This window comes from Nannocystis exedens (genome assembly GCF_002343915.1).
GTDB lineage: Bacteria > Myxococcota_A > Polyangia > Nannocystales > Nannocystaceae > Nannocystis > Nannocystis exedens.
Map to the genome: position 1 here is coordinate 8,751,277 of NZ_NETK01000001.1, position 24,100 is coordinate 8,775,376.

Annotated in this window: 18 protein-coding genes; 15 read left to right on the forward strand and 3 right to left on the reverse strand. The window is 73.6% G+C overall.

Translation table 11 applies throughout. The annotated features are described in order from the left end of the window. Positions 1-23 precede the first annotated feature (23 nt). A complete protein-coding gene (locus tag NAEX_RS34335) occupies positions 24-929 on the reverse strand; it encodes an ABC transporter substrate-binding protein (protein WP_096331702.1) in 906 nt (301 codons plus the stop codon). A 38-nt stretch (positions 930-967) separates the two neighbouring features. Beyond that, positions 968-1,654, reverse strand: coding sequence for a Pr6Pr family membrane protein (locus NAEX_RS34340; protein ID WP_096331703.1), 687 nt, complete (start codon positions 1,652-1,654; stop codon positions 968-970). A 117-nt stretch (positions 1,655-1,771) separates the two neighbouring features. Here NAEX_RS34340 and NAEX_RS34345 point away from each other — a divergent pair, with 117 nt between their 5' ends. The 6 genes from NAEX_RS34345 to NAEX_RS34370 all read left to right on the forward strand — a co-directional run bounded on the left by NAEX_RS34345 (position 1,772) and on the right by NAEX_RS34370 (position 13,233). After that, positions 1,772-3,484 carry an FG-GAP-like repeat-containing protein gene (locus NAEX_RS34345; protein ID WP_096331704.1) on the forward strand — a complete coding sequence of 571 codons (1,713 nt, stop codon included), beginning with the start codon at positions 1,772-1,774 and terminating at the stop codon, positions 3,482-3,484. Positions 3,485-3,767: 283 nt separating this feature from the next. Continuing rightward, positions 3,768-4,520, forward strand: a complete 753-nt coding sequence (locus tag NAEX_RS34350; RefSeq protein ID WP_096333817.1) for an SDR family NAD(P)-dependent oxidoreductase — start codon at positions 3,768-3,770, stop codon at positions 4,518-4,520. A gap of 294 nt (positions 4,521-4,814) precedes the next feature. After that, positions 4,815-6,599, forward strand: coding sequence for a protein kinase domain-containing protein (locus NAEX_RS34355; RefSeq protein WP_096331705.1), 1,785 nt, complete (start codon positions 4,815-4,817; stop codon positions 6,597-6,599). Positions 6,600-6,630: 31 nt separating this feature from the next. After that, entirely contained in the window at positions 6,631-7,380 is a 750-nt protein-coding gene (locus NAEX_RS34360; RefSeq protein WP_096331706.1) for a glutathione S-transferase family protein, read from the forward strand. Positions 7,381-7,514: 134 nt separating this feature from the next. Next, complete coding sequence (locus NAEX_RS34365; protein WP_096331707.1) at positions 7,515-8,018, forward strand: PaaI family thioesterase; 504 nt, start codon at positions 7,515-7,517, stop codon at positions 8,016-8,018. Between the two features lie 298 nt (positions 8,019-8,316). Continuing rightward, positions 8,317-13,233, forward strand: a complete 4,917-nt coding sequence (locus NAEX_RS34370; RefSeq protein ID WP_170136231.1) for an AAA family ATPase — start codon at positions 8,317-8,319, stop codon at positions 13,231-13,233. Between the two features lie 83 nt (positions 13,234-13,316). On the opposite strand, the gene NAEX_RS34375 is transcribed toward NAEX_RS34370, so the two are convergent. Beyond that, entirely contained in the window at positions 13,317-14,444 is a 1,128-nt protein-coding gene (locus NAEX_RS34375; RefSeq protein WP_177325999.1) for a DNA topoisomerase IB, read from the reverse strand. 170 nt (positions 14,445-14,614) lie between these two features. On the opposite strand from NAEX_RS34375, the gene NAEX_RS34380 reads away from it, so the two are divergent. The 9 genes from NAEX_RS34380 to NAEX_RS51150 all read left to right on the forward strand — a co-directional run bounded on the left by NAEX_RS34380 (position 14,615) and on the right by NAEX_RS51150 (position 24,027). Then, positions 14,615-14,989, forward strand: a complete 375-nt coding sequence (locus tag NAEX_RS34380; protein ID WP_096333818.1) for a response regulator — start codon at positions 14,615-14,617, stop codon at positions 14,987-14,989. 434 nt (positions 14,990-15,423) lie between these two features. Continuing rightward, positions 15,424-16,470 carry a D-alanine--D-alanine ligase family protein gene (locus NAEX_RS34385; protein ID WP_096331710.1) on the forward strand — a complete coding sequence of 349 codons (1,047 nt, stop codon included), beginning with the start codon at positions 15,424-15,426 and terminating at the stop codon, positions 16,468-16,470. A gap of 28 nt (positions 16,471-16,498) precedes the next feature. Beyond that, positions 16,499-17,539 carry a D-alanine--D-alanine ligase family protein gene (locus NAEX_RS34390; protein WP_096331711.1) on the forward strand — a complete coding sequence of 347 codons (1,041 nt, stop codon included), beginning with the start codon at positions 16,499-16,501 and terminating at the stop codon, positions 17,537-17,539. A 242-nt stretch (positions 17,540-17,781) separates the two neighbouring features. Further along, positions 17,782-19,176 (forward strand): CotH kinase family protein, encoded by a 1,395-nt coding sequence (locus NAEX_RS34395; protein ID WP_170136232.1) that lies wholly within the window; start codon positions 17,782-17,784, stop codon positions 19,174-19,176. A gap of 22 nt (positions 19,177-19,198) precedes the next feature. Beyond that, complete coding sequence (locus NAEX_RS34400) at positions 19,199-19,696, forward strand: hypothetical protein (RefSeq protein WP_096331713.1); 498 nt, start codon at positions 19,199-19,201, stop codon at positions 19,694-19,696. Between the two features lie 392 nt (positions 19,697-20,088). Further along, positions 20,089-21,324 (forward strand): cytochrome P450, encoded by a 1,236-nt coding sequence (locus NAEX_RS34405; protein ID WP_170136233.1) that lies wholly within the window; start codon positions 20,089-20,091, stop codon positions 21,322-21,324. A gap of 83 nt (positions 21,325-21,407) precedes the next feature. After that, positions 21,408-22,616 carry an aminotransferase class V-fold PLP-dependent enzyme gene (locus tag NAEX_RS34410; protein ID WP_170136234.1) on the forward strand — a complete coding sequence of 403 codons (1,209 nt, stop codon included), beginning with the start codon at positions 21,408-21,410 and terminating at the stop codon, positions 22,614-22,616. 83 nt (positions 22,617-22,699) lie between these two features. Further along, positions 22,700-23,710 (forward strand): methyltransferase, encoded by a 1,011-nt coding sequence (locus NAEX_RS34415; RefSeq protein WP_170136235.1) that lies wholly within the window; start codon positions 22,700-22,702, stop codon positions 23,708-23,710. A 140-nt stretch (positions 23,711-23,850) separates the two neighbouring features. Further along, a complete protein-coding gene (locus NAEX_RS51150) occupies positions 23,851-24,027 on the forward strand; it encodes a hypothetical protein (RefSeq protein WP_170136236.1) in 177 nt (58 codons plus the stop codon). The last annotated feature ends 73 nt before the right edge of the window (positions 24,028-24,100 follow it).

Sequence of the window (24,100 nt, forward strand, 5' to 3'; positions counted from 1 at the left end):
AAGAAAAAGGCGGGTGTTGCGATTCACGAGAGCGCGGTCGTCGATTCGATGCGACAGGCCCACGCGATCGGGGGCTGGTCCCCCCGGAGCAGCGCCGCGAGCAGGGCGGCGCCGTGGATGACGCTCTGCGGCGTGCAGCGGCTGAACAGGCGCACGGCGTCGACCGCCCACAGCTGGCCGTCGCGGGCGCAGCGGAGCCGGCCGAGCGGCGTCCGGCGGCACAGCTCCTCGGCCTCGGCCGCGGCCGCGGCGAGGTCGTAGCCGCACGGCATGAACACGACGAGGTCCGGATCGGCCGCCGCGATCTCGTCCCAGCCGGCGCGGCGCGAGGGCTGACCTGTCCCGGAGAGCAGGTGCTCGCCGCCGCCGAGGGCGACCAGCTCGGGCACCCAGTGGCCGCCGAGGAACGGCGGGGAGCCCCATTCGAGGGCGAGGGTGCGCGGGCGGTCGAGCGGACGGACCAGCGCGGCGTGGTGCGCGGCGATGTCGGCGAGGCAGGCCTCGCCGCGCTCGGGCACGCCGGCGGCCTCGGCCACGGCGCGGACGTCGTCGGCGAGGCCGGTGAGGCTGGTGGCGGCGAGCTCGACCAGGCGGGCCCCCGCGGGCAGATCGCAGGCTTCGGCGCGGGCGGCACAGACGTCGCAGATCGCCTGCGACAGCACGAGGTCCGGCGAAAGGCGCGCCAGCGCCTCGCGGTCGACGGCGTACAGCGGCTCGCCCGCGGCCACCGCGGCGCTGACTTGCAGATCGATCTCCGCCGGCCCGGGCCCTTGCGGGTGCATGGCGGCGATCCGGCTGCGCGTCAGCACCGGCAGGCCGCGGGCGATCGCGTGGTCGCATTCGTGCGAGACGCCGACGACGTCGAGGCCCAGGCACGCGGCGAGGTCGGTGGCGGCGGGGACGAGGCACGCGATCCGGGGCGAGCGCATGCGCGGAGGATAGCGGAGCGCGAGCGCGCGTCCGCCCCTCAATGCGGCCTGGCCACGCGCGGGGTGACGGGGCCCTCGCGGCGGCCGAAGGCGCGATCGATCCGCAGCACCGCCAGCCCGAGCACCACGAACACGGCGAGCGCGGCGACGGCGTAGGTCGCGACCGCGGCGACGCCGAGCGCGCCGACGTCGAGGAACGGGTACGGGGATTCGCCGGCCCAGGCGCCGCGGGCGATTGCCCACACCAGATACGCCAGCGGGAACAGCAGCCACAGCAGCAGGTGGCGCCGGCTGAGGTGGCCATGGTCGATCGAACATGTCCACCAGACCAGGTAGAGCAGCGGCACGGCGTAGTGCAGGCCGGCGTCGGCCCACCACTGCAGCCCGCGCGGGCGCCACAGCTGGCGCAAGACCAGGAAGTAGGCGCCGCTGGTGACGATGAGGTAGAGCGCGACGCCGCCGCGGGCGGCCGGGCGCGCGAGCAGGCGAGCGAGCGGGCGCTGCGAGGCGACGGCCGCGAGCCCGGTCGTCAGGGCGACCAGGCAGTTGCTGAGGACGGTGAACTCGCCGAAGTAGCGCGCGGTGGCCCGCGCCGGCCCGAGGCGGTCGCCCGCGCCGACGAGGGCGAGGGCGTATCGCAGCACCAGCGCCGCCACGGCGACGCCGGCCACCAGCGCGGCGAAGCGCCGGCCGCCCGGACGCAGGTCGGGATCGTCGGGGGCCACCCCCGCAGCATGATCCGGAGCCGCAGCCCGTGCATCTGCCGGGGCGAAATCGGCCGACTCGCGCGCGCGGGTGTCCGTGTTCCGCCGGGCTCGGCGGCGTCGTATCGTGGCATCACCATGACGCCCGCCCGCTCGATCGCCACCCTCGGCCTCCTCGTCGCATTCGCGGGCTGCACGCGGAGCGAGCCGGCCAAGGACAAGCCGGCGGAGCGGCCGGCAGCGCCGCCGCCGGTCGAGGAGCAGGTCCGGCCCGAACCGCCGCCCGAGCCGCCGCGGCCCGCCGAGCCGGCCGGCGAGTTCGTGGTGACGCCGACGATCCCGCGGGAGCAGCGGCAGACGCCGCCGGTGCGCCGCGTCGAGGGCGAGGCGCTGCGCTCGCTGTGGCGGACGGAGGTCGGCCAGACGACGTTCCGCACGACGATGGCGCTGGTGAACGGGCAGATCGTGATCGGCACCCACGGCAAATCGCTCGAGGGCAACAACGACAAGACCGACGGCGTGTACGTGCTCGACGCGAAGACCGGCGCGCAGAACCGGCTGATCGCCACGCCCGGCAGCGGCGACCGCGACGTTGGCGGCGTGGCGATCGACGGCGACACGATCTATTTCACGACCGACAATTCACAGATCGTCGCCGCGACGCTCGACGGCGAGCCATTGTGGACGGCGAAGGCGAGCGGCAAGGTGCGGCCGGCCCCGGCGCTGGCCGACCTCGACGGCGACGGCGCGCTCGACGTGGTGGTCGGCGACGAGTCGGGGACGCTGCGGGCGCTGAATGGCAAGACCGGCGCGCCGCTGTGGCAGAAGCAGAGCGGCACCAACGAATTCGGGGCGCGCGGCTACATCGCCGCGGCGGCGATCGCCGACCTCGACGGCGACGGCCACGACGACGTGGTCGCCGGGGCCCGCGACGCGATCCTCGCGGCCTACCGCGGCAAGACCGGCGAGGTGTTGTGGCAACAATCGCGCGACTCGGGGATCCACGCGTCGCCGACGATCGCCGACTTCGACCTCGACGGAAAGCCGGAGGTGCTGGCCGCTTGGGCCTACGGGGACCTCAGCGTGCACGACGGCGCGACCGGCGAGCCGCGCTGGGCCACGCTGGTGCAGATGGACGGCGCGGGCATCGAGGGCCTGTTCGCCACGCCGGTGCCGCTGGCGGGCAAGCCGGGGGTGATCGTGGCCCCGACAGCGTGGTGGGGCGACACGGACGGGGTGGTGCTCGTCGGCGCCGCGAGCCGGGCCTATCGCGCGTACGAGGGCCGGGTGTCGGCCAGCGCGGTGGTGATGGACCTCGGCGACGACGGCCAGCTCGACGCGATCGTCGGCACCGAGAAGGGGCTCCTGCTCGCGTTCACGGCCGACGGCGGCCGGCGCGAGCTGGCGCGCCTCGGCGGGGCGATCGAGGCCCCGGCGCTGGTGGCCGACGTCGACGGCGACGGGGCGCACGAGATCCTGGTGGCCGCGCGCGACGGGATGCTGACGGCGCTGGCGACCGGGTCGAAGACGCCGCCGCCGATCCCCCGCTTCCGCGGGGCCTCGCCGCACAACCGCGGCGACCTCGGCAAGATCGCCCTCGGCTGGCGTTCGGGACAGGCGGGCGAGCCGGCCAAGGCCCCCGGCGGCCGCGGGATCCGCATCGATTATCTGCGCTGCTGCCAGGACCTCGTCGAGGCTGCCACGCGCGCGCCGGCCCCCGACAACGCGCGCCTGCTCGACGCGGCGTCGAAGTGCAACTCGCTGGCCGCGGCCGCGGTCGAGCGGGCCAACGCGCTCGCGGCGGTCAAGCTGGCGGCGCAGCCGGTCGAGCTGCCGTCGAGCTGCCAGTGAGGCGCGCGGGGCCTCGCGCGAACCGGCCAGCGCGAATCCCATCACCTGCAGCCGCGCCCGGCGGCGCGGCGGTTCGACCGGCTTTTCCTGTGACCCGGGCCGAGCGAATCTCGCATCGGTCGACCGATCTGGCCCTGGTGGCATTCGCATGGGTCAGGAGAGGACGAGCGGGGACAGTCCGAGCATTGCTTTTTCCGGTGACTTTGCCCGGGAATCTCGCATCGTGCGAGCGGGCCGAGCGGTGGGTTGCATTCGTATGCAGGTGCCGTACGCTCGCGGGGTCATGACGGAATTCACGGGAAAGGTCGCAATCGTCACCGGGGCCGCCACGGGGCTGGGAGAGGCCATCGCCGAGAAGTTGTATGCGCTGGGAGCCGCGGTGGTGGCCGCAGGGCGGCGCCTGGAGGGGGTGCTGAAGCTGGCCTCGCGCCTCGATCCGTCGGGGCAGCGGGCGGTCGCCGTCGAGGCCGACGTGCGCGACCCCGAGGCCGTGCGCGCGGCGGTGCAGGCCGCGGTCGAGCGATTCGGCGGGCTGCACCTCGCGGTCAACAACGCCGGCGTCACCGGGCCCGCCGGGGTGACGATCGCGGACACGACGATCGAGGACTGGCGCGAGGTGATCGACACCGACCTCGGCGGGACCTTCTTCGGCATGAAGTACCAGCTGCCGGCGATCGTGCAGAGCGGCGGCGGGGCGATCGTCAATTTGTCGTCCGCCAACGGCGTGGTCGGGCTGGCGGGCCTCGGGCCGTACACCGCGGCCAAGCACGGGGTGATCGGCCTGACGCGCAGCGCGGCGCTCGAGTACGCGACCCGGGGCGTGCGCGTCAACGCGGTGGCCCCGGGTTATGTGAACACCCCGCGGATCGCCGAATCCCCGGAGGAGGTCCGGGCCGCGTTCGCGGCGGTACATCCGATGGGTCGCATGGCCGAGCGCGCGGAGGTCGCCGAGCTGGTGGCGTTCCTGCTGTCCGATCGCGCCTCGTTCATCACCGGCGGGGTCTATGCGATGGACGGCGGCTACACGGCGCAGTGACCTCACGTGCGGTTTCGCGGGCCTCTTCGCCGCGCGAAGGGTGGGCGATGTCGGCGTGGCAGCAGCCACGGTTCGGCCCCTCACTGCATGCACATCGTCTCCCACGAAGGGGCCTGCCCTGCATGCAGTCGTTCGGTTCGAGAGGAAAGCTACCCTTTCAGGCATGTTCAAGTCGACGGCATTCTTCTCTTGCTCCGAAGGCTGCCCCGCCGACATGGCCAAACGTACATGATGGTATATTCAGGTTGGTTAAGACCAACCTGGAGTGAGGCGCATGTGGCAACCTGAGTCGTGATGGACAGCTCCCCAACGCCGGTGTCGAGGGCGGCCCCTACGTGGCCCATCCACAAGCAGGTCGGTGCCGACTACATCGGCGAGGTGATCGACGGCCGCTACCGCATCGTCGAGCGGTTGGCGAAGGGCGGCATGGTCCATGTGTTCCTGGCCAAGGATCTGACGCGCAGGTGCTACGTGGCGCTCGAGATCCTGCACCGGACGGGGCCGGAGTCGCGGCGGCGCTTCGAGGTCGAGGCCGAGATCCTCAGCAACATCCAGCACCCGCACATCGTGCGGCCTGTCGCGTTCGGCCACACGCCCGATGCTCAGCCGTACGTGGCGCTCGAGCACCTCGAGGGCGAGACGTGGTCGCGGCGGCTCGCCCGCGGGCTCCCGCCGTGGCGCGAGGTCGCCGAGCTCGGCGCCCAGATCGCGGGCGCACTGCACGCGCTGCACAACCTCGGCGTCATCCACCGCGACATCAAGCCCGACAACATCATGATGGTGACCGGCGCCGATCGAGCGGTCGCCAAGTTGATCGATCTCGGGCTCGCCAGCGTGGGCACTCCGTTCCACGAGGCCCAGGACGCGCGCTTCGCCTCGCAAGTCCCCGAGCGCCACAAGACCCAGCTCGGCCCCAAGATCGGCACGCCCCCGTATCTGCCGCCCGAGGCCGGTCTGCGGCCTGCCGAGCCGCGCCTGGACGTCTACTCGCTCGGCGCCACGCTGTACCAGCTCTGCACCCGGACCTTGCCCGACCCGAACGACTTGCGGCCGATCCAGGCGGTCCTGCCCGACAGCGACGCGCCCCAGGACTTGTCGCGGCTGCTCCTCGCCGCGCTCGAGCCGGACGTGGCCGATCGTCTTCCGTCCGCCGATCACCTGCGGCGCGGCCTCGAGGCGATCCTGGCCGCGCACCCCCTGACGCCCCGCTCCAGACAGCTGTTCGGCGGCTGCTACGATCGCCTCGAGGTGCTCGGCGTCGGCGCGAGCGCGATCGTCTACCGCGCCTCGGACCGCGAGCTGTCGCGGGAGGTCGCGCTCAAGGTGCTCCGCGACGCGAAGCCGAGCGACGACGACACGATCCGCTTCCGCCGCGCGGCGAAGATCCTGTCGGCGCTGCGCCACCCGAACATCCCGCAGATCCACCATTTCGGCGTCGAAGTGAGCGGCCCAGCACACGATCGAGAGCAGCGCTTCGCCGTGACGGAGCTGTGCCCCGGCTCGCCCCTTGCAGCGCATGGACTACGCAGCACCGGAGGCGCGCGCCGGCGGCGCGTGGTGGTCCCTTCACTCGGAGCCGGCTGCGACGCCAGCCGCAACCGGTCCCGAGCAGGTCACGGCGGAGCAACGGGGCCGCAGCAGGCCGGCGCTGCGCACGGTCGCCTCCGGGCTGGCGAGCGCGGCGCGGAGCTGCGCCAGGGTGGGCGGGGGCGGGTCTTCGAGCACGACCCATCGTCACCGATGTCCGCCGCGGTGCGGGGTGCGCGGCCGCGTGAGCCGTCCCACGGGGCGCGGCGAGATGTCCCGGAGGACAGACCCGGATCGCGCCTCGGAACGGCGGACCCGCGGTGGGTTGCGAGGGCGGCGAGGTATCCCCGAGGACGGGCTCGCCGCCGCGCCACGAGGCGGCGGGCCCGTGGGAGGACGGGGGCGCCAGGTCCGGCGCCGCACCCCGGGTCGACGGCCGGCGGGCGCGACGAGGTGTCCCCGAGGACAGGTTCCGCGCCGCCCCGCGCGTCGAAGATCCGCGCGCGTGGCGAGATGGCCCCGAAGACAGGTACGTCGCCGCGCCGTTGTTGACAGCCTCGCGCCGCGGTGCTCGGATCGCCGGGTGAAGCCCCCCGTCCACGTCGTCGGCAATTACGTCTCGCCCTACGTCCGCAAGGTGCTGGTCGCGCTCGACCTCAAGGGCGTGGCCTACACGATCGACCCGATCATCCCGTTCCTCGGCGGCGACGGCTTCACCGCCGTCAGCCCGCTGCGGCGGATCCCCGTGCTCGTCGACGGCGACCTGACCCTGACCGACTCGACCGTGATCTGCGAGTACCTCGACGAGGTCCACCCGACGCCGCCGCTCCTCCCGCGCACCCCGGCGCTGCGGGCCCGGGCGCGCTGGCTCGAGGAGTTCGCCGACACGCGCATGGGCGACGTGTTCATCTGGCGGCTGTTCGCCCAGGTGATCGTGCGCCCGGCGGTGTTCGGCCAGCAGCCCGACACCGCGCTGATCGAGAGGACGATGCGCGACGACGTGCCGCAGGTGTTCGACTACCTCGAGGCGCAGGCCCCGGCCGAGGGTTACTTCTGCGGCGAGCTGTCGATCGCCGACATCGCCGTCGCCAGCTTCCTGCGCAACGCCGGGCTGGCGAAGGTCAAGCCCGACCCCGAGCGCTGGCCCCGCCTGGCCGGCCTGGTCGAGCGAGTGCTGGCCCTGCCGAGCTTCGCCCGCCTCAAGGAGTTCGAGCGCACCCTGCTCAAGGTCCCGCCGGCCGAGCACCGCGCGGCGCTGGCCGCCATCGGCGCGCCGATCAGCCCCGAGACCCTCGGCACCGACCGCCCGCGGGCCGGGTTCGCCCGCGGCTGAGCCTGGCCGCCGGAGCATGCCCGATCGGTCATGCTTTGGAGGACATGTCGAATGTGCCAGTGTCGGTGTACGGTCGACACGTCGGTGCAGGCGCGGCCTTGAAGCCGCAGGGTGGCGCGGGTAATGTGGCGGGGATGACCGACGCCGGCCCGGCCCTGGCAGCGCTGGTCGCGGCCGCCGCCGATCCGGCGGCGATCGTGGCGATCCTCAACGACCACCGCAGCGCGTTCGACCGCCTGATCGGGCTGGTGTTCACCGGCGTCGGCGACGACGCGGTCGAGGCCGAGGTGCCGGTCACGCCGGGGCTGCTGCAGCCGTACGGGCTCGTCCACGGGGGCGTGTACGCGACGATCGTCGAGAGCCTGGCGAGCTCGGGGGCGGCGCTGTCGGCGATGCGGCGCGGGCAGTCGACGGTCGGCCTCGAGAACGCGACGTCCTTCTTGCACGGCACGCGAGGCGGCACGCTGCGCGCCCGCGCGACGCCGCTGCACCGCGGGCGGCGCACGCAGGTGTGGCGCGTGGAGATCCGCGACGACGACCAGCGCGTCGTCGCCAGCGGGCACGTGCGGATGCTGTGCCTCGAGGGCGGCGCCACCGTGGCCGGCGAGTCGCTGGCGCTGCGCCGCGACGGCGAGTGAGCCGTCGGACGTCGCGCACCGCGAATGGACGCCGCCGCCGCTGAAATCGGCGTGACCTCGGGCCGCGCCGGTGTGCTCGGTCATTCACGTCGCTCGCTTCGCGCCACCGAGCACGTGCGTGGCCGCGTCCGCGGCGCGCGCACATCCTCGCACGGGCGGCTCGTCCTCGTTTCACTCGCGACGCGGCGCCGACGATCGGCTCGGCGAGGGAGCGCTCTTGCGCTCGCTCGACCCTTGTCGGACTCGCCGCAATTGTTCGATGATCGCGCCCGCGTTCGCCGACGCGAAAGGATCGTCCTTGTCCACGACCCTGCTGGAGCTCGTTGCTCGCCCGCTCGCCCCGGAGCGCTCCGCCGTCCTGCTCCGCAGCGTCGCCGCCGCGGTGCACGCGATGCACCGCCAGGGCCGCGTCCACCGCCACCTCGCGCCGCGGCGGATCCATCTCGACGGCGACGACGTGGTCGAGCTCGACGGCGCGGACGAAGGCGCCGACTGGCTGGCCGCGCATCGACCCGACGAGCTCGCCTACGCGGCCCCCGAACTGCTGCAGCCGACGCTGCACGCCGCCGACCACCGCGCCGACCTCTATTCGCTCGGGGCGCTGTTCTACCAGCTGCTGATCGGCGCGGCGCCGTTCACCGCGGTCGACCTGCTCGGGTGGACGCACGCCCACGTCGCCCAGGCTCCGCGCGCGCCGGTCGAGCTGCGCCCCGAGGTGCCGGCGCCGCTGTCGGACATCGCGCTCAAGCTGCTGGCCAAGGCCGCCGACGAGCGCTACCAGAGCGCGGCGGGCCTCGTCGCCGACCTCGACCGCTGGCTCGCCGCGGCGGCCCGCGGCGGCGGCGAGCAGCGCTTCACGCTCGGCCTGCGCGACGTGCCCGAGCAGCTGCGGATCTCCCAGCGCCTCTACGGCCGCGACGCCGAGCTGCAGGCGCTCGAGGCGGCGCGCGAGCGGGTGGCCCAGCGCGGCGCGCCCGAGCTGGCGCTGGTGCGCGGGCCCTCCGGCATCGGCAAGTCGGCGCTCGTCCACGGGCTCGAGCGGCGCCACACCGGCCAGCCCGGCGTCTTCGTCGCCGGCAAGTTCGACCAGTACGACCGCGACGTCCCCTACGCCACGCTGGTCAAGGCGTTCGGCGAGCTCGCGCGCAAGCTGCTGGCGGCCAGCGAGGAGCACCTGGCGACCTGGCGCCAGCGCCTGCAGGCCGAGCTCGGCAACCTCGGCCAGCTGATCATCGACATCATCCCGCAGATGGAGCTCGTGATCGGGCCGCAGCCGCCGGTCCCGCCGCAGCCGCTGCTCGAGGCGCAGAACCGCTTCAACCGGGTGCTGCGCCAGTTCATCGGCGTGTTCGCCCAGCCCGACCAGCCGCTGATCCTGTTCCTCGACGATCTGCAGTGGGCCGACGCCGCCAGCATCCGGCTCCTCCAGCACATCCTGACCCACCCCGACGTGCAGCACGTGCTGGTCGTGTGCGCCTATCGCGACGGCGAGATCGGCCCGTCGCACCCGTGGACCGCCGCGCTGCTCGAGATCCAAAGCGCCGACGTGCGGGTGTCCGACCTCGCGGTCGCTCCGCTGCCGCCGCAGCACGTCGCCGCGCTGCTGGTCGACACCCTGCGCTGCGGCCCGGAGGCGGCCGACCAACTCGCCGCGCTCCTGCACGCCAAGACGGCCGGCAACCCGTTCTTCGTCGGCCAGTTCTTGACCATGCTGGCCGCCGAGGGGCTGCTGTACCTCGACCCCGACGTCGGCGCGTGGCGCTGGGACCTGCCCGCGATCGAGGCCAAGGGCTACACCGACAACATCGTCGCGCTGATGCTCGAGCGGCTGCGCGGGCTGCCGGCGGCGGCGCAGCGGGCCCTCAGCCTGCTGGCGTGCGCCGGCGCCGAGATCGCGCCGGCGACCCTGGCCGCGCTGCTCGGCCGCGACGAGCCCGCGGTGCTGGCCGACCTCGCGCCGGCGCTGGCCGACGGGCTGGTGGTCGCGCGCGGCGGGCAGCTCAAGTTCTCGCACGACCGCGTGCAGCAGGCCGCCTACAGCCTGACGCCCGAGGCCGAGCGCGCCGGCGTCCACCTGCGGATCGGTCGCGAGCTGCGCGGCCCGATCGGCGCCGCCGTCGCGCCCGAGCGGCTGTTCGCGGTCGTCAACCACCTCAACGCCGCCGCCCCGCTGCTCACCGATCCCGCGGCCCGCTTCGACCTGGCGCGCCTCGACCTCCAGGCCGGCCGGCGGGCCAAGCAGGCCAACGCCTACGCCTCGGCGCTCGTCTACTTGCGGGCCGCGCTGGCCCTCTTGCCCGCGGACGCCTGGGACGCCCACTTCCAGCTGACCTTCGACCTCCACCGCGACCTGTCCGAATGCGCATATCTGTGCAACGACAACGACGCGGCCGAGCAGCTGTTCGCGGCCGCGCTGTCGCACGCCCGCGGGCCGCTCGAGCGGGCCGAGATCTTCACGCTGCAGATCAGCCTCTATTACTCGGTCGGGCGCATGCAGGAGAGCCTCGACGTCGGCCAGAAGGCGCTGCGCGAGCTCGGCGTCGACATCCCGGGCACCCCCGAGGCGCGCCTGGCCGCGTTCGGGCCGATGATCGAGGCGGCGGTGGCCCGCTTCTCGGCGCTCGACATCGAGGCGCTCGAGCACGCGACCTCGGTCGCCGACCCGGCGCGGCGGGTCGCCGCCCAGGTGCTGGTCAGCCTGCTGCCGTCCAGCTTCTACCTCGACATCGTCCTGTTCTCGATCATCATCCTGCGCCTCGTCGAGCTGTCGCTGGTCCACGGCGAGACGCGCGACTCGGTGGTCGGCTACGCCTCGTTCGCGCTGCTGCTGGTGACGGTGCTCGGCGAGCACGACATGTCGGGCCGGATCGCGCGCATGACCCTGCGCCGGCTCGAGCACATCGCCGACGCCGGCGTGCACGCCAAGGTGCGCACGATCTACGGCTGGTTCACCGGCCCGTGGCACGAGCCGCTGCCGCAGATCCTCGCCCACCTGCGCGCCGGGCAGCAGGCCGGCGTCGAGGCCGGCGACCTCTCGGCCTACGGCGCGTTCGCGCTGCTCGGCCAGGACACGCTGCTCCTCTGCCGCGGCGACGCGCTGGCCCAGGTCGAGGAGCAGTGGGCCCGCCACCGCAGCAGCTACGTGCAGATGCAGCACGAGATCGCGGTCATGACCGTCGACGTCGTGCTGGCCCAGCTGCCGCGCCTGCGCGGCGCCCGGGTCGACGCCGACGACGCCGTCGAGCCCGGCCCCAAAATCGTCGGCTCCGCGCTCGGCACCCACCACTTCTTGCGCATGCAGCGGCTCTACCTGCTCGGCGACCTCGGCGGCGCGCTGCAGGCCGCCGAGCGGTTCGCCGCGACCAAGGGCAGCGGCCTGCTCGGCACCTTCCTCGGGGCCGACGGCGACTTCTACTGCGCCCTCGTGGCGGCCGCCGTGGCCGACCGCGAGCCGCTGCGCCGCGCCGAGATGCTCGAGCGGGTGCGGGTGCAGGCGGCCCTCAGCGAGCGGCTGGCGGCGCGCTGCCCGGCCAACTTCCGCGCCCGCGCCGAGCTGCTGGGCGCCGAGCTGCTGCGGCTCGAGGGCCGCTCGGCCGAGGCCCTGCCGCGGCTCGAGGCGGCGGCCCGGGTGGCCGCGCAGGACTCGTTCCTCGCGGTCGAGGCGATCGCCTGCGAGCGCGCCGGCGAGCTGGCGCGCGCGCTCGGGCTCGGCGTCGCCGCCGTCGCCTACTTCGAGCGCGCCCGCAGCCTCTACGCCCGCTGGGGCGCGACCGCCAAGCTGACGCAGCTGGCCACGCGGGTGCCCGAGCTCGGCCCGATCACCCCGCCCGGCTCGCAGTGGCTGTCGGTCGACGCGCTCGCGGTGGTCAAGGCGACGCAGGCGCTGTCGGGCGAGCTGATGCAGGACAAGCTGCTCAGCAGCCTGATGCACATCGTGCTCGAGCACGCCGGGGCGCAGAACGGCCACCTGTTGCTGCTCGAGCGCGAGCGGCTGGTGATCGCCGCCGGCGCCCGCACCGGCGAGCAGGGCGTCGAGGTCACCCTGCCGGCGCGTCCGGTCGTCGTCGACGACGAGCTGGCGCTGTCGATCGTGCAGTACGTCCGCCGCACGCGCGAGCAGGTGCTGCTGACCGACGCCCGCAACAGCCCGCTGTTCGCCGCCGACCCCCACCTCGCGCGCGGCCAGGTGCGCAGCGTCCTGTGCGTCCCGGTCGTCCGCTCCGGCGCGCTGGTCGGCTTGCTCTACCTCGAGAACAACTGGATGAGCGGCGCCTTCACCCCGCAGCGCACCGCGGTGCTCGAGCTGCTGCTGACGCAGGCGGCGATCTCGCTGGCGGTGTCGTCGCTGTACGGCGACCTCGCCCGCGAGAACCGCGAGCGCAAGCAGGTCGAGCAGGGCCTGCGCGAGAGCGAGGAACGCCTGCGCCAGCTCGTCGAGAGCGCCGGCGCGGTCCCGTGGGAGGCCGACGTCTCCGCCGGGCGCCTGACCTACATCGGCTCGCAGATCGCCGGGCTGCTCGGCCACGGCAGCGACCGCTTCACCGGCGACCCCGGGTTCTTGGCCGGCATCACCCACCCGGCCGACCGCGAGGCGCTGGCGCTGCACCTGTCGGCCGCCGGCGGCGAGGCGCGCGAGCTCGAGTTCCGCGTCACGGCCGAAGGCGGCGAGGAGATGTGGCTGCACAGCATCCGCGCCGTCCACAAGGGCCGCGGCGACTCACCGCTGCGGCGCGGCTTCTTCTTCGACGCCACCGCCCGCAAGCGCACCGAGGCCAGCCTGCGCGACAAGCTCGAGGTCATCGCCGCCCAGCAGGAGGCGATCCGCCAGCTCTCGACGCCGATCATCGAGGTCTGGGAGGGCGTGGTGCTGATGCCGCTGTTCGGCACGATCGACACCGGCCAGGCCCTGCGCATGCAGGAGCTGCTGCTCGACGCGATCGGCCGCCTGCGCGCCCGCTTCGCCATCATCGACCTCACCGGCGTCGAGGTCGTCGACACCGGCACCGCCCACCACATCATCGGCCTGGTCCGCGCCGTCCAGCTGCTCGGCGCCCGCGGGATCGTCGTCGGCGTCCGCCCCGACGTCGCCTCCTCGATCATCTCGCTCGGCGTCGAGCTCGGCCGGGTCCCCACGCTCTCGACCCTGCGCGAGGCGCTGCTGATGTGCATGCAGGCGGCGGCGCAGCGGCGCAAGGCCGGGCAGGCCGACCGCTGAGCGAGCAGGACTCTGGGGACATGTCCGCAAGGGCATGACCTGGGGGACATGCCCTTCCGAGCATGACCCTGGGGCAGGCCCGATCAGGCGGCCCGGCGCAGCTCCGGCTCGTGCCGGGCCGCCCGCCGCTGCTTGAGCGAGGCCGCCAGCCGGGCCGACAGCGTGCGCTGGCCGGCGGTTCGCTGGCGCTCGAGCAGCAGGGCGACCGCGCGGCGCTCCTCGGGGCGCAGCGCCTGGTAGGTCCGCGGTCCGCGCAACGTGGTCGGCAGCGCCGCGCCGTCCTCGTAGGCGTCGAGCACCGAGGGGTGGACGTAACACTTGCGGCACACCGTCGCGGTGTTGCCGAGGCAGCCGGCGACCCGCTCGATCGCCCGCGTGACCGCCTGCTTGCGCCGGTACTTCTGCTCCGGCCTCGGGTCGCGCCACAGCTCCTCGGCGGCCAGCACGGTGCCGGCGAACGTGCGGAAGTCCTTGGCGCTGAACTCGCTGCCGGAGCAGGCGCGCAGGTAGGCGTTGACGTCGGCCGAGCCGATCGCGTGGTGGGTGCCGGCGTGGTCGTAGAACTGGAACAGCTCCTGCCCGGGCACGTCGCGGCAGCTGCGGACGATCTTGGCCAGGCGGGCGTCGTCGACGGCGACCACGTGCTGCTTGCCGCTCTTGCCGCGGAAGCGGAATTCGATGTGCTTGCCGTGGATCTTCACGTGGCGGTCGCGCATCGTCGTCAGCCCGTACGAATCGTTGCTGTGCGCGTATTCGGGGTTGCCGATGCGGATGTGGGTGGTGTCGAGCAGGCGCACCACGGTGGCGAGCACCTTGACGCGGTCGAGCTGGGGGCGGCGGAGGTCGCGGTCGACCCGGGCGCGGATCGCCGGCAGCGCCGCCGCGAACGCCAGCATGCGCTCGTACTTGGTGCTGTCGCGGACCTCTCGCCAGCGCGGGTGGTAGCGGTATTGCTTGCGGCCGCGGGCGTCGCGGCCGACCGCCTGGATGTGTCCGCGCGGGTCGGGGCAGATCCACACCTCCGTCCAGGCCGGCGGGATCGCCAGGCGGCGGATCCGGGCCAGCGTCTCGGCGTCGCGGAGCGGGCGGCCCTTCGCGTCGCGGTAGGCGAAGCCGGTGCCTGCGCGGCGGCGAGAGATGCCCGGCTGCGCGTCGGTCACGTAGACGAGTCCGGCGTCATCGGCGCAAGTGGCGGCATCGAGGGCGCTCATGGTGCTTCGAGCGTGTGGTGTTCGAAGGGCTCGCGCCGGTCGCTGCGACCAGGCGCAGCGGAGCCGTCGTCGACAGCCTCGCCCCGCCGCTGGGCCCGGACTGGTCGCAATGTGCGCAGCGGCCTCGACCGGCTTGTCGCCGCGAACCACTGCGAACATCGTTGAACGCGATGCCGCCGATCTTGCTGGTCGAGGACGACGCCGACATCCGCGACGTGGTGGCCGAGCTGCTGCGCGGCGAGGGCTACGACGTCCACGGGGCCGAGAACGGCGAGCAGGCGCTGGCCTACCTCCACGAAGCCGAGCGCGAGCCCTGCCTGATCCTGCTCGACCTGATGATGCCGGTGGTCGACGGCTGGCAGGTCCTCGCCCGCTTGCGGGCGCAGGACCGGCTGCTCGCGCTGCCGGTGGTGGTGATGTCGGCCTCGTCCCCGGCGGCCGCGCCCGCCGACGTGGCCGCGTTCGTGCGCAAGCCGATCGACCTCGATCTCCTGCTCGGGCTGGTGCGGCGATACTGCGGCCGCACGCCCGCGGAGCCGGATTGATTCGCCCGCAGAACGTCGTGTCGATCGCTCGCGACGGTGTACGCAATTGCAACAGCGCGTGCCCCGCCAAGCGGCGGCGGGCAGTGTCGCAATACGCGCGAACCCGCACCGGAGCGGCGAGGGGTTCGGACCTCGGACCGCGGGCCTGGGACTCGCCGCGGCGTCGACGGGCGGTCCCCGTTCCGGCCGCGTCCGGCGGTCCTGGCGAAGTTTTTTCTTTCCCCTGGCGGCGAAGTGGCTATGGTTGCGAGCCGAGAAGTCACATTGGAACCTCCGGGTGCATCCTCCGCAAAACCTCCCCCTGCCGCCGGTCGCAGCGTAGCGACCATTCGTCGGTCGGTCCCTCCTTTCTTGTCCGTCCCTCCTTTCTTGTCCGTCCCTCCTTTCTACGTGGACCCTGTCTCCGTGGATCCTGCGGACCGGTCGGAGGTCGCATGCGGCTGGGTTTGACCTTCAACCTCAAACCCGAGCTCGGTCCCTCGCCCGGCGAGCCGATCGATCGCTTCGAGGAGTTCGACTCGGTCGAGACCGTCGACGCCATCGACCGGGCCCTGCGCGGGCTCGGCCACGAGGTCGAGCGGCTCGGGTGGGGCGAGCCGCTCCTGGCCGCTTTGGCGGAGCCGGGGCGGCGCCTCGACGGCGTGTTCAACTTCGCCGAGGGCGTGGGCGGCCGCGGGCGCGAGTCGCAGATCCCGGCGGTGCTCGAGGTGCTGGGGATCCCCAACACCGGCTCGGGCCCGTTCGCGCTGGCGCTGGCGCTCGACAAGGGGGTCGCCAAGATCTTCGCCGCGGCCCACGGCATCCGCACCGCCCCGTTCCAGATCGTCGGCGCCGACGAGACCCTCGGATTGGTCGAGCTCGCCTATCCGCTGTTCGTCAAGCCGGTCGCGGAGGGCTCGTCGATGGGCATCCGCAAGAACTCGGTCTGCCACGACGAGGCGGCCCTGCGCGAGCGCGTGGCCCGGCTGCAACGCGACTACCGCCAGGCCGTGCTGATCGAGGAGTTCCTGTCGGGCGACGAGTTCACCGTCGGCGTGGTCGGCAACGGCGCCGCGGCCGAGGTCGTCGGCGTGATGCAGGTGACCCCGCGGGTGCCCGACGGGCAGGACTTCGTCTATTCGCTCGAGGTCAAGCGCGACTACCTCAACCAGGTCCGCTACGTCATGACCGACGAGCTGCTGCAGTCGGGCCGGCTCGACGAGGCCCGGCTGGCCGCCATCCGCGGGCTCGCGCTCGACGTCCACCGCGTGTTCGGCTGCCGCGACCTGTCGCGCATCGACATCCGCTGCGACCGCCGCGGCGACCCCAACTTCATCGAGGTCAACCCGCTGCCGGGGCTGCACCCGGTCAGCAGCGACCTCGTCATCATCGCTCGTGGCCACGGCTGGAGCTACGAGCAATTGATCGGCCGCATCATCGGCGCGGCCACCCAGCGCTGGTCCGGCCTCGACCGCCTGCAATCGTCCCCCCCCGAGCATTAGCGAGTTCCCCGACCTCGCCGGAGCCCCGATGCGGATCGCCATCACCTATCACGTCGCCCCTCTCTTCGATCCGCCCGTCGCGCTCCTCGGCGCGCCCGAGCTGGCCGCCACCGCGCGCGAGGTCCAGGCCGCGCTCGCGCCGGAGCACGCCTGCACGCTGGTGCCGGTCGCCGACTCGGTGCCGGCGGCGCTCGCGGCCGTCCGCGCCGCCGCGCCCGACGTGGTGTTCAACCTGTGCGAGGGCGCCGTCGGCCGCACGCAGTTCGAGGCCCACCTGGCGCTCGGCCTCGACATGCTGGGGATCCCCTGCTGCGGCTGCGACCCGGTGACCCTCGCGCTCTGCCAGGACAAGCCGTTCGTCAAGCAGTTCCTGCGCCAGACCGGCGTGCCGACCCCGGCCGGCTTCGCCGTCGCGCCCGGCTGCTCGGAAGAACATGTCCTGGAGGACATCCGCGAGCTCGTCGCCCGCGCCGCCTCGGGCCGGGTCATCGTCAAGCCGGCGCGCGAGGGCGGGGGCGTCGGCGTCGACGCCGGCAGCGTGTGCGGCGACGCCGAGGCGGCGCTGGCCCGCGCGCGCCAGGTGTGGGCCCGCCACGACCAGCCCGCGCTGGTCGAGACCTTCGTCGACGGCCCCGAGTACAACCTCGCGCTCTACCACGCCGGTCCGCGCGGCCTCGTCGCCTTGCCGCCGGGACAGATCGTGTTCTCGCCGGCGCTGGCGCCCGAGCGGCGGGTGGTCGGCTGGACCGCCAAGTGGGACAACGCCTCGACCGAGGCGCAGGCGACCGTGAGCCGGATCGTCGCCGACCTCGACCCCGCCATGCACGCCGAGCTGCTCGCGGTGTGCACGCGCGCGGCCACGCTGCTCGGGATGACCGGCTACTGCCGGTTCGACCTCCGTTTGGCCGGCGAGGCGATCCAGATCATCGACGTCAACGCCAACCCCGACCTCGGCTCCGGCTCCGGCTTCCGCAACGCGCTCGCCGCCGCCGGCATCCCGTTCGCCGATTTCCTCGCCGACCTGATCGCCGCGCGCACCCCCGCCGCCCGCCTCGCCCCCGCGGCGTAGCCTCCGTCGTCGCTCGTCGGGGCGGCCGGGACGTCGCGCCGGCGATGGCCCGGCGACGCGACTCGCTGGCGACAACCCGGCCGGATCGATCGAGCCCATCGTCCGCGCGCCCGCGCGCTCGTGGCATTCGCCGGCCAATCATCACACCGCGGCGGCGGGCGCGGAGCCGCGTTCGGGGCCCGCGGGGCGCGTTCGTGACGCCGCTCCCTTGTCGCTCGCGGTGGCAGGGTCAGCCTGTCGGCATGCGCCGCGTGTCCGCCCTGTTCGTCGCCTCGCTCCTCGCCGGCTGTCCCGATCCGCAGGCCGGAGCGGGGACCACCGAGGACGCACCCGGCACCACCAGCGCCCCGGAGGTCACGTCGACCTCGACCGCCGGCGACGAGCCGCTTTCGACCGGCAGCGCGACGGGCTCGGCGGCCACCGGCAGCGCGGGCGAGACGACCGGCGGCGAGCCGCCCGGGACCACGGGTGGGCCCGAGCCGACGACCGGCGGCGAGCCGGCGTGGCAGCCGAAGGGCTGCCCCGAATTCTACGCGCAGGACCGCTTCCCGACGGTGGAGCTCGAGATCGATCCGTCCGAGCTGGCGGAGATCGAGCAGGAGTGGGCGATCGCCGACGAGGACGACATCCAGGAGCACCCGCTGCTGGCGTTCAAGGTCGACGACACCGTGATCACGAGCGCCTCGGTGCGGCTGCGCGGCAACTCCTCGCACTGGCACGATCAGAAGAAGATGCAATTCGAGGTCTCGTTCAACACCTACGACCAGCAGGGCCGGTTCGAGGGCCTCAAGCACGTGCTGTTCGACGCCGCCGAGTACAACCGCAGCTTCTTGCGCGACCGCCTGGCGCTGGCGATCCTGCGCGACGTCGGCCTCGCGGCCCCCTGCGCCAACAACGCCCGCGTCGTCGTCAACGGCGCCTACTACGGCCTCTTCACCAACATCGAGAAGGTCGACAGCGAGTTCCTCGAGCGGACCTTCGAAGATCCGGACGGCAACCTCTACAAGCGCCGCGGCGGCGGCTCGGGCTGGAACAAGAAGACCAACGAGGAGGACCCGAGCCAGGCCGACGTCGAGCAGCTCGAGGCCGCCGAGACGGTCGATGACCTGCTGGCGGTGATGAACCTCGAGCAGGCGCTGCTCGAGTGGGCGACCGAGGCCGTGATCCCCGACCGCGACGGCGCCTGGGGCGGAGGGCTCAACCAGTACCTCTACAACGACCCGAACTCCGGCTTCGTCGTCATCCCGTGGGACCTCGACGACACCTTCACGCGCCTCGAGCCCGACACCGACCCGTACACCTACATCAAGGAGGGCGACCACGGCCGGCCGTTCTACGCCATCGCCACCGCCGACCCGGTGTGGTTCTCCCGCTACATCGACGCGATCGCGTTCGCCGTGGCGACCGGCTACGACGTCGAGGTGCTGCAGGGCCGCCTCGACACCTGGGCCGCGCAGATCGCCGAGGCCGCGGCCGACGACCCGAACAAGCCGTTCACGTTCGACCAGCACCTCGATCAGGTCGACGACATGCGCGCGTTCGTGGCCGAGCGCCGGCTGTTCCTCGACGCCTGGCTCGATTGCTGGCAGAGCGGCGGGGTCGACGGCGACCACGACGGCAAGTGCGACGGCGCGTGACCGCGGCTATGCTGGACCGGCGATGGCGAGGTCGCGCGGGCACGAGGGCAGGGGGGCCGCCGCGGGCGCGCTGGAGCTGGTGCGCCCGGGACTGACCGGCTTCGGCGGCGGCCGCTTCGACCCGCGCTGGGACCTGGCCGGGTTCCGCAGCGCCTGCCACGCGATGGCGCGCGCGGTGCCACGCACCACGCTCGGACCGTGCGAGGGCCCGCACGCGAGCGCCGCGTACTACCGGGCTCGCGTCGATCACGAGGGCCGGCCGCTGTGGCTGCTGCTGCACGCGATCCAGCCGCTGCTCGCATTCGCCGAATGGGACCAGCGCCTCGATTATCGGTTCGTCGACGCGCCTGCGCTGGCCGCCGCGTTCTTCGGCCCGCACGAGCTCGCCGGGGCGGCCCGGCTCGAGACCCGGCTGACGCCGCAGGACTGGGAGCGCCGGCTCAGCGGGCAGGAGCTCGAGCAGGCGCGCCACTGGCGACCCGAGCGCGTCGGTGACCTCGTGTTCTGCTGGTGGGATTGACCCGCCCGCCGGGGCGAACGGCGACACGAGGCACCCGCCCGGGCACGCGGATGTCGGGGCGGCCCCTCGTGCGCGAGCGGCGAACGGGCGCTTGGGGGCGAACGGCCGCGGCTTTGCGCGCGCAATCACATGTCCTCGGGGACATGTGAGTCATCCGGCTCGGGGTCCGCCTCGGTCCCAATCGACACAGCTCCCCGCCGCGACAATGGGGGGTGTACCGGGGCGCTGATTTCGTGGCCGCTTCGTGGCCGCGCACCGGGGCTCGCGCGCGCGCAGCGGTTGCTGCGCGCGGCGTGGGCTCGCGCGAGCCGGGCCGCGCGTGCGCTCTCGGGCGCCGCCGTGATCGCCGGAGTCCGTCGATTCTCCGCCGGATGTGTGCTACCTGGGGGCCAATGTTGGAAGCGAGCGCCACGTCCGAGTTGAAGTTCGATCCGTTCGACCCCGCGTTCGTCGAGGATCCGTACCCGACCTTCCGTCGATTCCGCGAGGAGGCGCCGATCTACGCGTGGGAGCAGGTCAAGGGCCACATCCTGTTCCGTTACCGCGACGTCATGGCGCTGATCCGCGACCCGCGGCTCGGCACCGATCCGACCCTCGGCGGCGGCTTCTCGCCCGAGCTGCGCGCGGCCTACCCGGACTACGTCGCCATCCGGGAGAACGACCTGTTCATGATGCGGCCGGAGTCCCACGCGCGGGTGCGCAAGCTCGTCACCCCGCTGTTCGGGCCGCGCCAGCTCGAGGCGCACCGGCCCCGCGTCGCCCAGATCATCGCCGAGGTGATCGGCCGCCTGCCGGAGCGCGGCGTCATCAACGTGTTCCGCGACTTCGCCCAGACCTATCCGGTGCGCGTGATCGCGGCGATGCTCAACATCCCGCCGGGCGCCGAGGCCGAGTTCCTGGCCTTCGCCGACGCGCTGATCGCCACCATCTTCCCCGGGCTGCCGCCGGAGGTGTTCGCCTCGTACATGCCGGCGATCTCGCGCGGCCGCGAGATCGTGCGGGCCGTGATCGCCGACCGCCGCGAGCGGCCGATGGCCGACGACCTGATGACCCACCTCATCAGCGCGTGCGACGACGCCGATCGCCTGACCGACGGCGAGCTCGAGTCGCTGATCGGCGGTCTGCTCGTCGGCGGCTCCGACACGACGGTCCACCTCACGACCTACGCGATCCTCGAGCTGCTGCGCCACCCCGACCAACTGGCGCTCCTGCGCCAGGATCCGTCGCTGGCCCGCTCGGCGCTCGACGAGACGCTGCGCTACAACGCGTTCGGCCGCGGCGGCGGGCTCACCCGCTTCGTCGAGGAGCCGTTCAGCTGGAACGGCGTCGAGTTCCACCGCGGTCAGCCGCTGTTCCTCAACACGCAGAGCGCCTTCCGCGACCCCGAGTTCGTGGCCGACCCCGACGTCTACGACATCCGCCGGCGCACCAATTCGAGCCCGTGGTTCGGCCACGGCCCGCACTTCTGCCTCGGCGCCTCGCTCGCGCGGCTCGAGGCCGAGACGGCGCTGCAGCAGTTCCTCGCCCGCTACCCGACGATCGAGCTCGCGGGCAAGCCGGTCTACGGCAACCACCCGATCTTCCGCGACATCCTCGACCTGCCGGTGCGCGTCGCGGTCGCGGACTAGCGCGCGCGAGTTCGCCGGCCGCGCGGGCGCGCGCTCGCCGGCGCGCTTGAAGGGGCCTGGCCGGCCCCGTAGAGTGCCCTGACGTGCTGTTCGACGTGGCCCGGCTGCGCGACGACTTCCCGCTGCTGCAGCGGGGCTCGGGGCGCGCGCCGATCGTCTACCTCGACAACGCCGCGACCACGCTCAAGCCGCGGCCGGTGATCGAGGCGGTGCGCGGCTACCTCGCGGAGTACAGCGGCAACGTCCACCGCGGTCAGCACGCGCTGGCCGACCGCGCCACCGAGGCCTACGAGGACAGCCGTCGCCGCGTCGCTCGATTCCTCGGGGCGCGCGCCTCGGAGGTCGTGTTCGTGCGCGGCACCACCGAGGCGATCGGCCTCGTCGCCGGCGGGCTCGAGCTCCGGCCCGACGACAACGTCGTCGTCAGCGTGCTCGAGCACCACTCGAACCTGCTGCCGTGGCGAGCCCGCTGCGGCGTGCGCGTCGTCGGGCTGGACGCCGCGGGCGTGCCCGACCTGGCCGCGGCCGCGGCCGCGATCGACGCGCGCACCCGGCTCCTCGCCGTCACTGCCTGCTCCAACGTCACCGGCGTCTACGTGGCGGTCCAGGCCTGGGCCGCGCTGGCGCATCGTCACGGCCTGCCGCTGCTGGTCGACGCGGCCCAGCTCGCGGCCCACCGCGGCATCGACGTGCAGGGCCTGCAGTGCGACTACCTCGCGCTGTCGGGCCACAAGCTGTTCGCGCCGCCGGGCAGCGGCGTGCTCTACGGCACCCACGCCGCGCTGGAGCGGCTCGCGCCGGCCCACCTCGGCGGCGGCTGCGTCAAGCACGTCGGCCTCGACCTCGACTACGAGCTGCGCGACGTGCCCTGGCGGCTCGAGGCCGGCACCCCCGACATCGCCGCGGCGATCGGCCTCGGCGCGGCGGTCGAGTACCTCGAGGACATCGGCCTCGACGCGATCGAGGCCCGCGAGGACGCGCTGCGCGAGCTGCTCGACGCCGAGGTGGCGACGCTGCCCGGCCTGCACGCTCACTCGCCGTCGCCCGCGCGCGCGCCGATGCTGACCGTCACCGCGAGGGACGGCGCGCTCGGCAGCGAGTACGTGGCCCGCGTGCTCAGCGACACCTTCGGCGTGATGGTCCGCGCCGGCCACCACTGCGCCCACCCGCTGCACGCGGCGCTCGCCCTGCCGGCCACGCTGCGCGCCTCGCTGGCGTTCTACAACACCGAGGACGACGTGCTGCGCCTGCGCGACGGCCTGCGGGCCCTGCTGCGCCGGGGAGCCGGCTGATGCCCGGTGAGCCGCAACCCCGGGGACGGCGTGCTGCGCCTGCGCGACGGCCTGCGGGCCCTGCTGCGCCGGGGAGCCGGCGGATGCCCGGGCGGCAGGCGCCGCCCGGCGACGACGAGCTGTACCTCACCGTCGGCGCCTACGTCGTGCCGCAACTGCTATACGTCGCCGCGCGCCTCGGCCTGGCCGACCTGCTGGCCGCCGGGCCGATGGCGCTGGAGGACATGTCCGAACAGACAGGCGCCCACCCGGCCACGCTCGTGCGGGTGCTGCGGGCGCTCGCCAGCGTCGGCGTGTTCGTCCGGGGCCGCGACGGGCGCTGGCGGATGACTCGCGCGGCCGAGCCGCTGCTCGACGACCACCCGCGCTCGCGTCGGGCGGCGATCCTGTTCGCCGGCCACGAGCAGCACCTCGCCTGGGGCGCGGTGATGCACACGGTGGCCAGCGGGAAGCCGGCGTTCGATTACGCGTTCGGGCATTCGCTGCACCGGCACCTGGCGACCGACGAGGCGGCGATGGCCACCGCCGAGGCCCTGCGGGCCCGCCGGGCCGCGCGCCGCGACCCGGCCGTGGTCGCGGCGCTCGACCTCGCCGGCGCGCGCTCGATCGTCGACGTCGGCGGCGGCGGCGGCGAGCTGCTGATCGCGCTGCTGTCCCAGAGGCCAGGCGTCCGCGGCGTCGTCGTCGAGGCGCCGCACGTCGCCGGGCGGACGCGGGCGCGGCTGCAGGCGCTGGGCTGGGGCGAGCGCTGCGAGGTCGTCGTCGCCGACGCGCGCGAACGGCTGCCGGCCGGGCACGACGTCTATCTGCTGGCCGAGGTGGTGCATTGCTACGACGACGACGACGCCTCGCGGATCTTGCGCAACTGCCGTGGCCGGCGGGTGGTCGTGGTCGAGCGCGTGCTGCCGGCCGGCGGGCGAGCCGCGGCGGATCGCCTCGCCGATCTGCACATGCTCGTGATGTACGGCGGGCGCGAGCGGACCCGGCGCGAATACGCCGAGCTGTTCGCGGCCGCCGGTCTGCGCCTGCGCCGGGTGACGCCGACGGCCTCGTGGGTGTCGCTCCTCGAGGGCGCGCCGCGGGTCGCTCGATAGCGATTCGCGCGATCCCGACCGGCCCGCCGCACACAATGTGCATACACCGCCATTCGGCCCGCGGGCTCGCGTTTGACGGCCCGCGCGCGGCGAGGGTACGCTGCATGCCCGCCTTCGATTGGCGGGAGTAGGAGACCAGCATGGCGATCAAACATCCGCGTACTCAGGAGACCCAGAGCCCCGAGGCCCAGCCGGCCGAGAAGGACCGCAAGCGCCGCGAGAAGGCCGCTGACGCGCTCCGCCGCGACATCGGCCGGATCGCGAGCCACATCCGCGCCGGCGGCAACGGCGGCGACGACGGCAGCGGTGACGTCTGACCCCTGAAGCCCCACGGCCGCCGGACCCGCCGCGAATCCGGGCGGACCTCCAGTGGCGGGACGCGCCCTCCGA

What these genes read in the sequence shown, in the direction of transcription:
- NAEX_RS34335 (WP_096331702.1), bottom strand. Translation starts at nt 929, where the DNA reads ATGCGCTCGCCCCGGATCGCGTGCCTCGTCCCCGCCGCCACCGACCTC.
- NAEX_RS34345 (WP_096331704.1), top strand. Translation starts at nt 1,772, where the DNA reads ATGACGCCCGCCCGCTCGATCGCCACCCTCGGCCTCCTCGTCGCATTC.
- NAEX_RS34350 (WP_096333817.1), top strand. Translation starts at nt 3,768, where the DNA reads ATGACGGAATTCACGGGAAAGGTCGCAATCGTCACCGGGGCCGCCACG.
- NAEX_RS34355 (WP_096331705.1), top strand. Translation starts at nt 4,815, where the DNA reads ATGGACAGCTCCCCAACGCCGGTGTCGAGGGCGGCCCCTACGTGGCCC.
- NAEX_RS34365 (WP_096331707.1), top strand. Translation starts at nt 7,515, where the DNA reads ATGACCGACGCCGGCCCGGCCCTGGCAGCGCTGGTCGCGGCCGCCGCC.
- NAEX_RS34375 (WP_177325999.1), bottom strand. Translation starts at nt 14,444, where the DNA reads ATGAGCGCCCTCGATGCCGCCACTTGCGCCGATGACGCCGGACTCGTC.
- NAEX_RS34380 (WP_096333818.1), top strand. Translation starts at nt 14,615, where the DNA reads ATGCCGCCGATCTTGCTGGTCGAGGACGACGCCGACATCCGCGACGTG.
- NAEX_RS34385 (WP_096331710.1), top strand. Translation starts at nt 15,424, where the DNA reads ATGCGGCTGGGTTTGACCTTCAACCTCAAACCCGAGCTCGGTCCCTCG.
- NAEX_RS34390 (WP_096331711.1), top strand. Translation starts at nt 16,499, where the DNA reads ATGCGGATCGCCATCACCTATCACGTCGCCCCTCTCTTCGATCCGCCC.
- NAEX_RS34395 (WP_170136232.1), top strand. Translation starts at nt 17,782, where the DNA reads ATGCGCCGCGTGTCCGCCCTGTTCGTCGCCTCGCTCCTCGCCGGCTGT.
- NAEX_RS34400 (WP_096331713.1), top strand. Translation starts at nt 19,199, where the DNA reads ATGGCGAGGTCGCGCGGGCACGAGGGCAGGGGGGCCGCCGCGGGCGCG.
- NAEX_RS34405 (WP_170136233.1), top strand. Translation starts at nt 20,089, where the DNA reads ATGTTGGAAGCGAGCGCCACGTCCGAGTTGAAGTTCGATCCGTTCGAC.
- NAEX_RS34415 (WP_170136235.1), top strand. Translation starts at nt 22,700, where the DNA reads ATGCCCGGGCGGCAGGCGCCGCCCGGCGACGACGAGCTGTACCTCACC.
- NAEX_RS51150 (WP_170136236.1), top strand. Translation starts at nt 23,851, where the DNA reads ATGGCGATCAAACATCCGCGTACTCAGGAGACCCAGAGCCCCGAGGCC.